The sequence below is a fragment of the Novosphingobium kalidii genome (assembly GCF_040534015.1).
Lineage (GTDB): Bacteria > Pseudomonadota > Alphaproteobacteria > Sphingomonadales > Sphingomonadaceae > Novosphingobium > Novosphingobium kalidii.
Genome location: NZ_JBEWLY010000024.1, coordinates 26,703 through 41,276 on the forward strand (window position 1 = coordinate 26,703; position 14,574 = coordinate 41,276).

Sequence of the window (14,574 nt, forward strand, 5' to 3'; positions counted from 1 at the left end):
GGGCTTACTTGCGCACTTCGATCGGCACGTGGAAGCGCTCGCGGAATGGCCGGAACTCCTCGTTGAGCGCGTCGATGCTGTAGCCGGCATCCACCAGCACTTGCGTCGAGTAATGGAACTTGCCGTGCCGGTCGCCCTTGTTGTTGGCGAGATAGTCGCGCATCGCTGCCTCGGCCTGAGGCGTGAGGGCACGCCCGGCGAAGTCGTAGTAGCCGCGGACGGTGCCGATCGGGTCACGCACGAAGTCGTGATACAGCACGTGATAGATGCGCGGATCGTTGACCATAGGGTGCGACATCGTGTTCGCAATCGACGTGCGGACGCGCTCGACATGCATGCGTGCTTCCTTGACGAGGTCGATCGGACCGACGATCCCCTCCATGATGTCCGACATCATCATCGTCGAGCTTGCCGCTACCATGACGGGATCGCGATGTAGCCAGACCAGCGTGGCATCGGGATAGGCGTCGAAGAACGCTTCCAGCCGCGTGGTGTGGAAGCCCTTGAGTACCCAATACTTCTTCGGGCGATTGTATTGGAATGCCTGCAGCATCGCCTTGTGGATGCGGTATTGCGCGACCGGGTCGCTCGGCAGGCCCAGCGAGAGACTCTGCATCGGCACGCGCCACCAGCCGGTGGGAGTCATGACGCGGAAGTCTATGGCCCAGCAGCGCTCGTCCTCGGGAAGGCCCTCGCCCAGCATATCGTTGTAAGGGTGGCAGTGCAGCCACTTCCACATCTTGGCGTTGATTTCGCGCCACTCGTCGTCGGCAAGCGCCCGGCGCGGGTCTTCGCCCTCGACGGTGCCGGGCGGTGGGGAGGGATGCATGACTTCCCAGAAGCGCAAGGCTCGCGCATCGGGATCGACGCTCATCAGCGCGTGCATCAGCGTGGTGCCCGATCGCGGCTCGCCAGTGGCGAACATCGGCCGGTCGATCGCCTCGCCCGCCAGCGGGTAGTCCTTCCGGTCCTGAAAGAACTGCAACCGGTCGGTCAGCAGCCAGTGGATGTTCTGCGCAGCGGCCTCACGCCCCGCTTCGTCCATCGCGATGGTGTTGATGTATGCAACGGCCTTGGCGAGCCGTTCGGGAAAACTGTCATCCCCCCAGTCTGACAAACCGCTTTCGGTTCTGGCGCGTTCGAGGAGCGCTTCGGCCACCAACTGGCCGCCGGCGGTGGTATGTATTGCTGTCGTTGCCATCGTCAGCCCGCCACCAGCTGCTGGATCTCGTCCTCGGTCTCGCGGACTTTGGCCGCCGAGTTGTCGCTGAAGCGAATTCCCCCCATCGCGCCGTACTCCATCAGCTTGTAAACGCGCATCCCGGCGTCGGCGAAGCCCTTGATCTTCGCCGCGACCTGTTTTGGCGTGCCGACCGGGAAGATGTCACGGATCATCTGCGTGTCGAGATCCTCGCAGAACTGAATCATCCGCTCACGCGTGAGGATATGGGGATCGAAGTCCATGATGCCGTGCCACTCAGGCCCCATCGGGTGCTTGTAGCCGAACTGCGCCACGTCCTTGGCGTTCAGCATGGCGATGATCGACTTGACCATCGGCTGCTTGAGCATCTCGGCTATCTCGTCCTCTTCGCCGATCAGAGCGATTTGGGTGAGCGCGGGGGTGAAGTGGCTCATGTCGCGCCCCGCCGCCTCGCCTGCGTTGAGGATGGTCTTGAGTTTGGCGGCGTAATCCTCGGGCGTATAGGAGCCGGCCGGCCACCAGCCGTCTGCCTCGCGGCCAGTGATGCCGAGCATCCGAGGGCCGGCCGCACCCGTCCAGATCTCCGGAGCCTTGCCGTCATAAAGCTCGGTATCGAGCCGCGCGTGCTCCAGCTTGTAGAACTCGCCCTCGAAGTCGACCGGGCCGTCGGAATGCCACAGCATCTTGATGACCTTGATCGACTCCTCGAACCGGCTGACCGGCTTCTTGAAGTCGAACCCATAAGGCACCGTGTTCTCCAACTCGCCTGAGCCAAGGCCGAGAATGAAGCGGCCCTTGCTCAAATGGCTGATTGTCAGGGCCGATTGCGCCAGTAGCGAGGGGTGGCGGCGCACGGTATCGATCACGGTCGTCGCCAGCGGCGTGTTCTTGGTCAGCACTGCGGCGGCCGCCGCTACCGCCATGCCGTCGAGATGACGGTGCGGGCTGGGGCTGGCTTTGGCGAGGTCGGTGAACTCGGGCGTCCAGATCGAATCCGGCCAGAAGCTCACCATGTGGTCGGGCAGCCAGATCGAGTGATAGCGGCCCGTGTCGTACTCACCCACCGTGCCAATACCGAGCGGCAGCGTGGTGCGCAGGAAGGCGGCGGGCTGCACGGGCATGTCCAAGGGCATAGGGGCGGCATCCTCTCCTGATCCGCGCCTCTTGGCTTCGGGCGCGATTGTCTCGCAGCCGTTTGTGGTCTACCGGACGGCTCAGGCAAATTCCCATATGGGGATAGAACTATGCTTTCCGGAGACGATGCTGCCGCGCTGGTCGAGCCGCTTATTGCGGGCTTGGTGGAGGTCCCGCCGTGGTCGGTGTTCCTGCACCGGCTGAAGGATCGCGTGGGGGCGCATTACGCCAGCCTTGTTTTCCGCCCATTGCCTTTCGGCACGCCTGACGCGCGAGTGGTCCACCTCTACGCCGGCGAGCCGTGGCCTGCCCCGGTGTCCCTTCGCTTTCGCGAGGAACTCCAGCGCCTCGACCCGATGCCCTACCACGACATGGTGGAGGGCCGGGTCTATCCGCTCGATGAGCTGCTGCAGATCGATGATCCCTCCCATCGCGAGTACATCAGCCAGTTGCTGGTGCCGAGCGGCATGAGCCACATGCGCATGATTCGCGTGGCGGAAGCGGGCGGCGTGAGCGGCTGGATTACGATCACTCACCCGCAGAGCAACTTCGGCGCGGACGTGGATGCGTTGCTGGCAGACCTTGCACCCTATTTGCGCGCGGCGATGCGCGCCCATGTCGCGCTCGAGCGAGAGCGGATGAGCGCATCGGTGGCTACAGAAGCGATCCGGCGGATGAACTTCGGCTGGGTCACGCTGGATGCCCAAGGGCGCATCCTCGATACTGACTACAGCGGGGCCGAGCTCCTGGCGGGCAGCGCTACGCTTGCGCGGGGCAAGGATGGTAGACTGACCGCGCGCAGCCCTGAGTTGCGCAAGGAGATCAGTGCAGCCGTGGCCGACTTACTCGGCAATCCCTTGGCCCGGCCACGCGCCATTGTGTTGAGTCGAGAGCCGTGGCTTGACCTGCTGCTGGTTCCCTCGGCCGAACGAGTGGGAACGATGCGCGCGGCGCCCGCAGTCATCGCCTATGTGCATGCGGACAACTGGTCCTCGGCCGACCGCTGTGACCAGTTGGGCCAGCTCTTCGATCTCGCGCCCAGCGAGGCGCGGCTGGCGCTGGCGCTGAGCCGGGGTATGTCGATCTCCGAAGCCGCCGTGGAATTGGGCCTCACGGTGGAATCTGCGCGCACTTATTCCAAGCGAATCTACGCCAAGACGGGCGCGCGGGGGCAGGCGGATCTCGTCCGTTTCATTCATCGCAGCGTGCTGGTGATCGCGTGATGGTATACGCCAAGCGTCAGATTTGAACGGGTGTTCAGCGTCGGTCTTGACACTGCCATGCTGAGCGGCCACCGATTGGATACTTTCGGGGCCCGCGTCGCAAGTGGGCGAGCACGATCGAAGAGGATGTGAAAGCATGGCGGAAACGCTAGAAGGCAAAGTCGCGCTCGTGACCGGCGCAAGCTCAGGCATCGGCGAGGCGACGGCCCTGTGCCTGGCTGAAGCCGGCGCCAGCGTGGCGATGTCGGCCCGGAGGGCCGAGCGTCTTGCAGGCTTGGTCGAGACAATCGAGGGCATGGGCGGCAAAGCCCTGGCAATCCCTGGCGACATGGCCGTCGAGGCCGATGCCCGCCGGGCCGTGGCAGAAACGGTGGCGGCGTTCGGTCGCATCGACATTCTCGTCAACTCAGCGGGCGTCATGCAGGCGGGCGGTATCGAGAACTGCGACACGGAAACATACCGCCAAGTTATGGACATCAATCTGATGGGCACCGTCTACACCTGCGCCGAAGCCGTGCCGCACATGCTGGAGCAAGGCGTGGGCGATATCATCACGATCTCCTCACTGGCCGGGCGCAAAGGTGGTCCGATGACGAGCGCGTATTCGGCCAGCAAGCACGCCGTGAATTTCATGACGGACGGGATGCGGCAGGAACTTGGCGGCCGGAATATCCGCGTATGCACCCTGATGCCCGGCGCGACCGAGACCGAAGTGGGCGACAGCATCAAGGACCCCAACTGGCGCACGGCGATCCAGCAGCATGTCACAAAGGAAGGCGCCGTGAAGCCGCGCGACATCGGCGAGACGATCGTCTTCATGCTCTCGATGCCGCGCCGTGCCAACATCTCGGAAATCACGGTGCGCCCGACGATCGACGCGAGCGCCTAAGGACGCGCACTAGACGGAACGGAACAAGGGAGAAGCAGGCGTGGCTAGAAGGCTGGAGGGCAAAGTCGCCGTCATCACCGGCGCGGGTTCGGGCATGGGCAAGGCCATGGCAGAGCTGTTCAGCGCGCAAGGCGCCAAGCTCGTGCTGGCAGACATCTCAGGCAAGCAGGACGAGGTCGCGGCAAATCTCGGCAACGGCGCGGTCGGCGTCCGCTGCGACGTTTCGGACGAGGATGACGTGCAGGCGATGATCGCCAAAGCCGAAGATACGTTCGGCCGGCTCGACGTGCTGTGCAACAATGCCGGGTTCGGCGGCCCGATGGCGCCGCTGCACAAGCAGACCGCCGAAACGTGGGACAAAGTGCATGGCACGAACATCCGCGGCGCGTTCCTGGGCATCAAGTACGGCGTGATCTCGATGCTGAAGACCGGCGGTGGTTCGATCGTGAACACGACCTCGGCCTCGGCCGTGGTCGGCTGGAAGCACCACAGCGTTTACGGCGCGGCCAAGGCGGGCGTGAATCAGCTCACCAAGGCAGCCGCGCTGGACTATTCCGACAAGAATATCCGCGTGAATGCGATTGCTCCGGGCACGATGTGGACCGGCCTGGTTGAAGCCTCGAAGACCCATGACACGCCGCCCGACGACTTCCCCCTGCTGGCGGGCATACCGATGGGCCGGTGGGGACTCGCAGAGGACATCGCCAACGCGGCGCTGTTCTTCGCCAGTGACGAATCCGCCTATGTCACCGGCACGGTACTGCCCGTCGATGGCGGCTACTGCATAGGTTTCTCAGGGATGGGGGCGGAGCGCCCGGGCATCGCAAGCGTGAACACCGACGAGACCTGAGAGCGCCCGCTTCTACCCTTAGGCTTTAATCCCCGGCCACGGTCATGCCGTCGATCCGCAGCGTCGGCACGTTGATCGGGCGATGCCATTCCAGGTCGTTGGCCGGGGTCATCTGCGCGAACATGGCGAGGAGATTGCCGGCTACGGTGAACTCAGCAACCGGTCCGGCAATCACGCCGTCGACGATGCGGAAGCCGCTCGCCCCCCGGCTGTAGTCGCCCGTCACACCATTGACGCCTTGGCCGATGAGTTCGGTCACCAGAATGCCTTCCCGAATGTCGGCGATCAGAGCCTCGCGGGTCACAGCGCCAGCGGCGAGATGCACGTTGCCGACGGAGATGCCGGGCGCGCCGCCGCTGCCGCGCACGGCATGGCCGGTAGGCACTCCGCCAAGTTGGCGCGCCGCAGCGCTGTCCATGAGCCAGCCGGTCAGGCGCCCATTCTCGACCAGATTGCGTGGGCTGGTGGGAAGCCCCTCCCCGTCGAAAGGCCGCGACCGGACGCCGCGCGGCTTATGCGGATCATCGACAATGAGAAGCGACGGATCGAACAGTTGCGCGTCCAGCTTGTCGAGCAGGAAGCTGCTGCGCCGCGCAATCGCGCCGCCCGACATCGCGCCGATCAGGTGCCCGACGATGCTGCTCGATACGCGTGGATCGAAAACCACCGGCATTTGACCGCTGCGCACGCGCGCCGGCTTCAAGCGCGCGACGGCGCGGTCACCTGCGAGCGTGCCGATCTCCGCAGGCGAGGGCAAGTCGGCGCGGTGGCGAGTATGCCGCCACGCCGAGTCGCGCTGCTTTTCGGCGCCTTCGCCGGCGACGACGCTGGCGCTGACGGAGTGGCTGGAGCCATGGTATCCGCCCGCGAAGCCGTGGCTGGTGGCAAGCGCGAAGACGCTGAACCCGGCGCTGGCGCTGGCGCCGTCCGAGTTGGTAACACCGGCGACGGCGCGAGCGGCTTCCTCTGCTTCCTCGGCAACGGCTCGCAAGGTCTCGGCACCGGGATCGACGGGATCGAAAGCGTCGAAATCGGGGAAGGGCCCCTGCGCGAGCATGTCCTGAGGAGCAAGGCCGGCGAAGCGATCCTCGGGCGCAGCGCGGGCCATGGCGACTGCTCGCTCAGCAAGCTCGTTGAGAGCCGCGGGGGTGAGATCGGACGAGCCGATGCTGGCCGAGCGATTGCCGACGAAAACTCGCAAGCCGATCTGCTCGCCTTCAGAGCGCTCGACGTCTTCGAGACGGCCAAGACGCACCTGAATGCCCTCCGACGCGCTGGCGACATAGACGGCGTCGGCCGCATCTGCTCCTGCGACCTTCGCGCGGGCGACGAGGTCTGCGGCGCGGTCAGTGGCGGCTTGGGGGCTGAGCATGCGAAATTGATCTCCTCGTGCGCGCCGAAATCGGCGATGCGGCGCGGCCTCGAACTAGGCGCGCACAAGCGCGAGGGCAATCATCGGGATGGGGACAGCGGCCGTTCGGAGGAAAAGAACGGCGCTATCAGGCGAAGAAGTGTGCCAGACCTTTGAGCAAGCCGGTGAGCGCGAAAGGCAGGCCGATCGCGAGCAGCCACAGAGCGGCTCGATCGCGTTTGTAAGCAGGGGCAAGCGCCGGATCATGGGCCTGATCGTCGCTCAGGCGGTTCCAGCGATTTTCAAAGCGCCGGCAAGCCGGGATGATAGCCACGACAAGCATGACCAGCGCCAGGTATGGCAGCAGCGACTCGCTTTCGGACTTCAGAGCACCGATGGTCACGAAGATCTGGAGCGCGGTATAGACCAGCAAGGCGTAAGCGATATGGTCGCTCATGCGGCGGCGCCAGTCCGCTGTCGTCTGCCTCGCTTCGGCGTGCATGTAGGCACTGGCTCGTGTGAACTTGTCCATCCGGCGTCCTCTCATTGCGCGCGGTCATACAACTGTAATGATAGTAAATCACCAAATTGCAGATTGTTCAAGCGGGGTTCCGATAATTGCAACTGGAGGGGTTGCTCTGGTGGGCAGCGCTGCCGGGTGGTCTTGTTAAGCCACCCGCCAAATGCCGCCTTGCTTGGGCCAGAGCCGTTCCCTAAACCGCATCGGGATGACCGAGCCTGTTGAAACCACCCAGACAGCCACGCCGGACGCCGTCGATGCCGCGTCGCTGGCGGCGAATGGCGGCCTTGAGGTGATCTCGATCGCCAAGAGCTACGACAAGCGCGCGGTCCTGACCGATATCTCTCTGTCGGTTGCGAAAGGCGAAGTGCTGGGTCTGCTGGGGCCAAACGGCGCGGGCAAGACGACGTGCTTCTATTCGATCATGGGGCTCGTACGTCCCGATTCGGGTCGAATCCTGATGGACGGCGTCGATGTCACGCGGCTACCGATGTATCGGCGCGCCATCCTTGGCCTCGGTTACCTGCCGCAGGAAACCTCGATCTTCCGCGGTCTGACGGTCGAGCAGAACATCGGCGCCGTGCTGGAGCTGATGGAGCCCGACAAGGCCGTACGCGCTGCCGAGCTGGAACGGCTGCTCGACGAGTTCGGTCTGGCCCGCTTGCGGTCGAGCCCGGCGATGGCCCTCTCGGGTGGTGAGCGGCGGCGCTGTGAAATTGCGCGCGCCTTGGCCGCGAAGCCTTCGATCATGCTGCTGGACGAGCCTTTTGCCGGTATCGATCCGCTCTCGATCTCCGACATTCGTGACCTCGTAAGGGATTTGAAGACACGCGGCATCGGAGTTCTCATCACAGACCACAACGTGCGCGAAACGCTCGATATCGTCGACCGTGCCTGCATCATTTACGGTGGCCAGGTCTTGTTCGCCGGCAGCCCTACGGCACTGGTAGCTGACGAGAACGTGCGGCGCCTTTACCTTGGCGAAGGCTTCACGCTGTGAGTGCCCATCCGGGATGGGCTGCGGAGAGCTGAACCTTGGCGTTGGGACCGCGCCTGGACCTCAGGCAGACCCAGTCACTGGTGATGACACCGCAGCTTCAGCAGGCGATCAAGCTGCTGGCGTTGTCGAACCTCGAAATAGAATCCTTCATCGGCGACGCGCTGGCTGCTAATCCGCTGCTCGACGTGGGCGGAGATGCCGGGGAGCGATCCAACTCGTTCGAGGCCCCGCCTGAGCCGGACGTGCGCCGCACGACGCTGGAGGCCTCATCGGTTGACCGGTTGATTGGCGAAGGCCGCGCCGCTGACGATCGCCCGCTCGACATAGATCCTGTGACTGCGGCACCAGAGCGAGAGACAGGAGACGGCGTCACCGTACAGGTGGCGGATAGCGCCTGGGGCAGCGATCTGCGGGGTGGGGGCGAAGAGGGGCCCGCCATCGACGAACGCGGCAGCCACGGCGAAACTCTGGTGGAACACCTCGAGGCGCAAATCGGACTCGTTGCACCCGATGCCCACAGTGCTTTCCTGGCGCGATACATCATCGGGCTGCTGGACGAGACCGGCTACCTGCCCGTGACTCTGCGCGAGGTCTGCAGTGATCTCGGCGTGCCGCTGGTCGAGAGTGAGCGGGCACTGGCATTGGTCCAGTCGCTCGATCCTACAGGCGTCGGAGCGCGGACGCTATCGGAGTGCATCGCCCTGCAGGCTCGCGAGGCGGACCGCTACGATCCGTGCATGGTGCGCCTCATTGACAATCTCGATCTCGTTGCCCGAGGCGAATTCGCGCGGCTTCGGCGGCTGTGCGGGGTGGACGAGGAAGACTTCGCGGAGATGCTGAGCGAGCTGCGCAGCTATGATCCCAAGCCCGGCTTGCGCTTCGGTGGGGAGAGCAGCGGGGCAGTGGTGCCGGACGTCCTCGTCGAGCCGGGTGCCGCTGGCGACTGGACGATCACGCTGAACGAAGCAACGTTGCCGCGGCTGATTGTCAATCGTCGCTACTACCTCGAGCTCAAGGGCGGCTGCGCCGACAAGGCTTCGCGCGGGTGGCTGACGGAGAAGCTGTCGGATGCGAACTGGCTGATCAAGGCGTTGGACCAGCGGCAGAAAACCATCCTGAAAGTCGCCGGCGAACTTGTCCGCCAGCAGCAAGGATTCTTCCGTCACGGCGTCTCGCATCTGAAACCGCTGACTTTACGCGCCATCGCTGAAGCCATCGGCATGCACGAATCGACAGTCAGCCGAGTCACTTCGAGCAAATACCTGCATTGCGCACGCGGTACATTCGAACTGAAGTATTTCTTCACCTCCGGCATCGCGACCGCCGGTGGGGAGGGGGTCTCGGCAGAGGCGGTGAAGGCGGCAATCCGGCGCTTGATAGACGCCGAAGATCCAAAGGCCATTCTTTCCGACGACGCTCTTGTGGATCTGCTCAAGGCCCAGGGCTACGACCTCGCACGGCGTACTGTGGCGAAATACCGGGAAGCGATCGGACTTGGTAGTTCGGTCCAGCGGCGGCGGCAGAAAGCACTTGCCGCCGTGCGATAGGGCGCCAGGCATCCTTAACTTATATTAGCTGCGCCTGAATGCTTGTCTTGCTTAGTAAAAAGCAGTTTGCTCGTCGCGAATTCGTGATAGCTTCTCTGTAGATCGAGGCTCCCTTGCGGACTTCCGCAAGTTGAGAAGCTTCGGCATGGAGAGGATGTCCCTATGGCATACGCCCAGAGGACGCCGGACAAGACGAGGACAGCGGTCGTTGTGGCTGTTGCCGGTCTGCACTGCCTGGCGCTCTACGCCCTTGTTACCGGGCTCAATGTGGATTTCGTCAACGATGCCGTCACCGTCCTGCAAGGGCGTAACATACCCATAGAGGCGGCGCCGCCGCCGCCGCCTAAGCAGCCTCCACCTGAGCAGGCGCCTGCGACAAGTGCAGCGCAGCCTGCGAGCGCATCCGTCATGATGACGGTGCCCAACCGCCACGTGCGGCTCGAACCGTTGCCGACATCAACGCTTCCGCCGCTTGTATTGCCTTCAACTCTGCCGCTGGAGGTGCCCATTCCGATGGCTTCCAATGCTTCTGATACGCTCGTCCGCAACGCCCAATCTGCCCGTCCTCGCAACGATCCTGGCCTGTGGGTAAGCACCGACGACTACCCGACGGCGGCGCTGCGCCGGGGTGAGCGGGGCACTGTGCGCTTCGAACTGACTGTCGGCGCCGACGGCAGAGTGGCGGACTGCCGGGTCACGGGCTCCAGCGGCTTCAACGAACTGGACGTGGCGACCTGCCGGCATGTTTCACGCCGGGCGCGCTTCGAGCCGGCGGTGGATGCCTCCGGCGCGCGAGTTCGCGGAACTTACGCTGGCTCGATCCGCTGGGTCATACCGGAGGACTAGTTGCGCGAGGGCGGCTCGGGAACCCGGCCGCCCCTCGCGAGCTATGGACTCGCGAAGACAGGAGCGAGTGACATGGCGGCGCGTGCGTACTGGCAGGGACAGATCCGGCTGGCGCTGGTATCGATCCCCGTAGAAATCTACGCGGCGACGAAATCGGGCGCGGCCATCAGCTTCCGTCAGATTCATGAGCCTTCGGGCAAGCCTATCAAGTATGAGAAGGTGGTTCAGGGGATCGGCCCGGTCGACCGCGACGAAATCGTAAAGGGCTACGAGTTGTCAAAGGGCAACTTCGTTTTGCTGGAAGACGAGGAGATCGAAGCGGTCAAGATCGAGAGCCGCAAAACGTTGGAACTGGTGCAATTCGTCGACCAGCACGAGATCGACGTCTTCTACTTCGAAAAACCTTACTACGTCGTTCCCGCCGACGACCTGGCGGATGAGGCGTTCATCGTCCTGCGCGAAGCTCTGCGGAAGACGAAGAAGATCGCGTTGGGCCAGCTTTCGGTGCGCGGGCGTGAGCAGCTGGTCAGCCTGCGACCCTGCGGCAAGGGCATCGTGCTTGAGACGCTGCGCTATGCGGACGAAGTGCGCCAGGCGCAGAGCTATTTCGATGAGATTCCGGACGAGACGCCTACGGACGATCTGCTCGACCTAGCGACAACGCTGATCGAGAAGAAGAGCGCAGCTTTCGAACCTGAGGAATTCCGCGACCGGTATGTCGATGCGCTTCGGGCGCTGGTCGAGAAGAAGGCCAAGGCGAAGGGCAAGAAGATCCTGGAAGATGTCGAGGAGCCAAGCGCCGACCGGGGATCGAACGTGATCGACCTTATGGCGGCTCTCAAGAAGTCCGTCGGCGCGAGCGACACCTCCACCACAGCGACCAAGAAGGCGCCGGCCAAGAAGGCACCTGCGAAGAAGGCCCCGGCGAAAGCGAGCGCCAGCAAGGCGAAGGCCTCTTCCTCATCGTCCCGCACACGCAAGAGCGCCTGACCCTATGCATCTTAATGCGCCGGTTCCGGTAGAAGCTCTCGGTCTGGATCTGGTCAGCCGTCTCGGTTTCGCCGCTCTGGTGGGTCTCCTGCTCGGGCTGGATCGCGAGGTGCGTGGTCATTCGGCTGGCCTCAGGACTCATGGAATAGTGTGCGTCGCCGCCGCCACGATGACAGTGTCGATCCTCTCGCTTTATCATCAGCTCGATGGCGAGCGAATGGATCCTCTGCGTGTGTTCGAAGGAACGGGCGCGTTCGTCGGCTTCATCGGCGCAGGGTTGATCGTGTTCTCGCGCGGCCATCTTCATAACCTTACCACGGCGGCGCACATCTGGTTCACGGCCGTGATCGGGATCGCTTGTGGCGCGGGGCAGTGGCCACTCGTGCTCGCCGGCTCCATCATCTCCGTGGTGCTGCTGACCTTGCTCCACTTCGTCGAGCGGGGCTGGACGCAGGAGCGGCGGATCGGAAAGCCGGGAGCCGCAGAGGAGCGGGAGCCATGAGCAAGGCCGATCCGCTCGCCGAATACAACCGCAAACGAGACTTCAAGAAGACTGCCGAGCCCGCCGGCAAGACTGCGCAGAGCTCCACCGGCAATCTCTTTATCGTCCAGAAGCATGCTGCGACTCGGCTGCACTGGGATTTCCGTCTGGAAGTCGATGGTGTGCTCAAGTCATGGGCGGTCACCAAGGGACCTAGTCCTGACCCGGACGATAAACGGCTGGCCGTACGCACGGAAGATCATCCGCTCGCTTACGCCGAGTTCGAGGGGGTGATCCCAAAGGGCGAATATGGCGGTGGTTCGGTGATGCTTTGGGACAAGGGCACCTGGGCACCGATCCCGGGCAAGAGCGCGAAAGACATTGAGGCCGGTCACCTCCACTTCACTCTCGATGGCGAGCGCATGAAAGGCGAGTGGCTCCTGGTGCGGATGAAGCCACGCCCTGGTGAGAAACGCGAGAACTGGCTGCTGCGCAAAGTTCAGGACGCCTATGCGACAAAGGGAGACCAGCTTGTCGAACATGGTCTGACCAGCGTGCTAACGGGCAGGCCGATGGCGGAGATCGCCGCAGACAAGCGAGGCGAGTTCTCCCTCGCAGGCAAGAAGGGGAAGGACTTCACCGCGCAGATGGAAGCCGCGGCAGAGCATAATGCCGGCAAAGCCAAGCCGAAACCAAAGCGGCGTGCCACCTCAGACAAACCGCCGAAGTTCCGTTCTCCGCAGCTTGCGACGCTGGTCGACGCGGTACCGGCGGGCAACCAGTGGATGCACGAGATCAAGTTCGATGGCTACCGCGCCTTGATTGCTGCTGCGGGCGATAAGGTGGTGGTCAACACACGTAACGGTCACGACTGGACGGAGAAGTTCACACCGTTAGTCCGGGCCGTCGCCGCGTTGGACTTGCCGCCGTGCCTCATCGATGGAGAGATCGTCGCCTACGGGAAGGACGGCAACCCGGACTTCTCTTCTCTGCAAGCAGTGCTGAAGCGCGGGCACGGATCGCAAACAGACGCAGACGTGCTCGATTTCTTTGCCTTCGACTTGCTCGAACTCAACGGCGAGGATCTGACCGCATTGCCGAACATCGAGCGCAAGGAGCGTCTGGAAGCGCTGCTCGCTGACGCCGAGCCGCCGGTGCGGGTTGCCGATCACGTGATCGGTGCAGGCGAAAAGCTGTTCAAGGCGATGTGCGATGCGGCGCAGGAAGGTATCATCGCCAAGAAGATCGACGCTGCCTACACCGGTCGGCGCTCTCAGAGTTGGGTCAAGGTGAAGTGCATCAACCGGCAGGAGTTCGTGGTCGTTGGCTGGAACAAATCGTCCACCAAGATGCGACCGTTCGCGTCCCTCCTCCTTGCGCAGCACGAGGGCGGGGAGCTCGTGTACAAGGGCAAGGTTGGCACCGGCTTCAACGGTGAGACGCTCGCGGACGTCGGGCGCAAGCTGGAGGCTCTGGCCCGAAAGGCGCCGCCGCTGGAAGTGCCGCGCGCCGAGAGTCGTGGGGCGCAGTGGGTCGAGCCCGAGCTTGTTGCTGAAATCGCCTTCGCTGAATTCACCGGCGAAGGTCGGGTGCGTCACGCAAGCTTTCTGGGGCTGCGAGGTGACAAGCCGGCAAAGGATGTCAAGCCGGAAAAGGCTGCTGCCGCGCCCCAGGCTGAGCCGCCAGTCCCGATCAGCAATCCGGACCGGGTGATTTTCCCGGAAAGCGGCCAGACCAAGGGCGAGCTTGCGGCCTATTACGATCAGATCGCGCCTCTCATGCTGCCGTTTGCCGGAAACCGTCCCATCAGTCTGGTGCGCTGTCCGCAGGGGCGCGCCCGCAAGTGCTTCTTTCAAAAGCACGACAGCGGCAGCTTTGGCGAGCACGTGCATCACGTCCCCATCCAGGAAAAGGACGGCGGCACCGAGGATTACCTCTATGTCGAGGATGCGCCGGGGCTGCTGCAATGCGTGCAGATGGGCACGATCGAGTTCCATGGATGGGGCGCCCGCGCCGATGCCGTCGAACAGCCCGATCGCATGATCATCGACCTTGATCCCGATGAAGGTCTTGACTTCGCAGACGTGAAAAGTGCGGCTCATGACATCCGCAAACGTCTGGCCGGGCTGGGCCTTACCACGTTCGCCATGCTCTCGGGCGGGAAGGGCGTCCATGTCATCGCCCCGCTTACGCCGGGGCATGACTGGGCCGTGCACAAGGACTTTTCCCGCCGCTTCGCCGAAGCCCTCGCGATGGCCGGGCCTGATCTCTTCGTTGCTACTATGAGCAAGGCGAAGCGCAAGGGGAAGATCTTCATCGACTGGCTGCGCAACCAGCGCGGGGCGACTGCCGTCGTGCCTTATTCCGCCCGCGCCCGCGCCGGTGCGCCGGTAGCGGCGCCGATCAGCTGGAATGAACTCGACGGGTTCACGGGCGGCAATGCATTCACCATCGCAGACACGGAAAAACTGATCCAGCGCTCCCGCAGCAAGGCTCTTGCCGGGTGGGGATTCGCGGAGCAGTCGCTTCCGGATCTTTAGTG

13 protein-coding genes are annotated in these 14,574 nt (G+C 63.7%); 9 read left to right on the top strand and 4 right to left on the bottom strand.

Annotation, left to right across the window (positions count from 1 at the left end; translation table 11 throughout):
* Positions 1-4 precede the first annotated feature (4 nt).
* A complete protein-coding gene (locus ABVV53_RS15425; protein ID WP_353985331.1) occupies positions 5-1,201 on the bottom strand; it encodes a sulfotransferase family protein in 1,197 nt (398 codons plus the stop codon).
* A 2-nt stretch (positions 1,202-1,203) separates the two neighbouring features.
* Complete coding sequence (locus tag ABVV53_RS15430) at positions 1,204-2,334, bottom strand: LLM class flavin-dependent oxidoreductase (protein WP_353985332.1); 1,131 nt, start codon at positions 2,332-2,334, stop codon at positions 1,204-1,206.
* A gap of 111 nt (positions 2,335-2,445) precedes the next feature.
* Between ABVV53_RS15430 and ABVV53_RS15435 the strand changes: the two genes are divergently transcribed.
* The 3 genes from ABVV53_RS15435 to ABVV53_RS15445 all read left to right on the top strand — a co-directional run bounded on the left by ABVV53_RS15435 (position 2,446) and on the right by ABVV53_RS15445 (position 5,297).
* Positions 2,446-3,558: a helix-turn-helix transcriptional regulator gene (locus tag ABVV53_RS15435; protein WP_353985333.1), complete on the top strand. Its 1,113-nt coding sequence runs from the start codon at positions 2,446-2,448 to the stop codon at positions 3,556-3,558.
* Between the two features lie 136 nt (positions 3,559-3,694).
* Positions 3,695-4,447 carry an SDR family oxidoreductase gene (locus ABVV53_RS15440; protein WP_353985334.1) on the top strand — a complete coding sequence of 251 codons (753 nt, stop codon included), beginning with the start codon at positions 3,695-3,697 and terminating at the stop codon, positions 4,445-4,447.
* A 40-nt stretch (positions 4,448-4,487) separates the two neighbouring features.
* Entirely contained in the window at positions 4,488-5,297 is an 810-nt protein-coding gene (locus ABVV53_RS15445) for an SDR family NAD(P)-dependent oxidoreductase (protein WP_353985335.1), read from the top strand.
* A 25-nt stretch (positions 5,298-5,322) separates the two neighbouring features.
* Here ABVV53_RS15445 and ABVV53_RS15450 read toward each other — a convergent pair whose 3' ends face one another.
* Positions 5,323-6,669, bottom strand: a complete 1,347-nt coding sequence (locus tag ABVV53_RS15450; RefSeq protein ID WP_353985336.1) for a TldD/PmbA family protein — start codon at positions 6,667-6,669, stop codon at positions 5,323-5,325.
* Positions 6,670-6,796: 127 nt separating this feature from the next.
* Positions 6,797-7,180, bottom strand: coding sequence for a hypothetical protein (locus ABVV53_RS15455; protein ID WP_353985337.1), 384 nt, complete (start codon positions 7,178-7,180; stop codon positions 6,797-6,799).
* Positions 7,181-7,376: 196 nt separating this feature from the next.
* Here ABVV53_RS15455 and lptB point away from each other — a divergent pair, with 196 nt between their 5' ends.
* From lptB to ligD, 6 genes are all read left to right on the top strand, one after another.
* A complete protein-coding gene (gene lptB / locus ABVV53_RS15460) occupies positions 7,377-8,168 on the top strand; it encodes an LPS export ABC transporter ATP-binding protein (RefSeq protein ID WP_353985338.1) in 792 nt (263 codons plus the stop codon).
* Positions 8,169-8,203: 35 nt separating this feature from the next.
* Positions 8,204-9,715 carry an RNA polymerase factor sigma-54 gene (gene rpoN, locus ABVV53_RS15465; protein ID WP_353985339.1) on the top strand — a complete coding sequence of 504 codons (1,512 nt, stop codon included), beginning with the start codon at positions 8,204-8,206 and terminating at the stop codon, positions 9,713-9,715.
* A gap of 162 nt (positions 9,716-9,877) precedes the next feature.
* Positions 9,878-10,561, top strand: coding sequence for an energy transducer TonB (locus tag ABVV53_RS15470; RefSeq protein ID WP_353985340.1), 684 nt, complete (start codon positions 9,878-9,880; stop codon positions 10,559-10,561).
* 72 nt (positions 10,562-10,633) lie between these two features.
* Positions 10,634-11,551 carry a non-homologous end joining protein Ku gene (ku, locus tag ABVV53_RS15475; protein WP_353985341.1) on the top strand — a complete coding sequence of 306 codons (918 nt, stop codon included), beginning with the start codon at positions 10,634-10,636 and terminating at the stop codon, positions 11,549-11,551.
* Between the two features lie 4 nt (positions 11,552-11,555).
* On the top strand, positions 11,556-12,053 hold the full coding sequence (locus ABVV53_RS15480) for an MgtC/SapB family protein (protein ID WP_353985342.1): 498 nt from the start codon (positions 11,556-11,558) through the stop codon (positions 12,051-12,053).
* Positions 12,050-14,572, top strand: coding sequence for a DNA ligase D (gene ligD / locus ABVV53_RS15485; protein WP_353985343.1), 2,523 nt, complete (start codon positions 12,050-12,052; stop codon positions 14,570-14,572). The genes ABVV53_RS15480 and ligD overlap by 4 nt, the downstream gene beginning before the upstream one ends.
* Positions 14,573-14,574 lie beyond the last annotated feature (2 nt).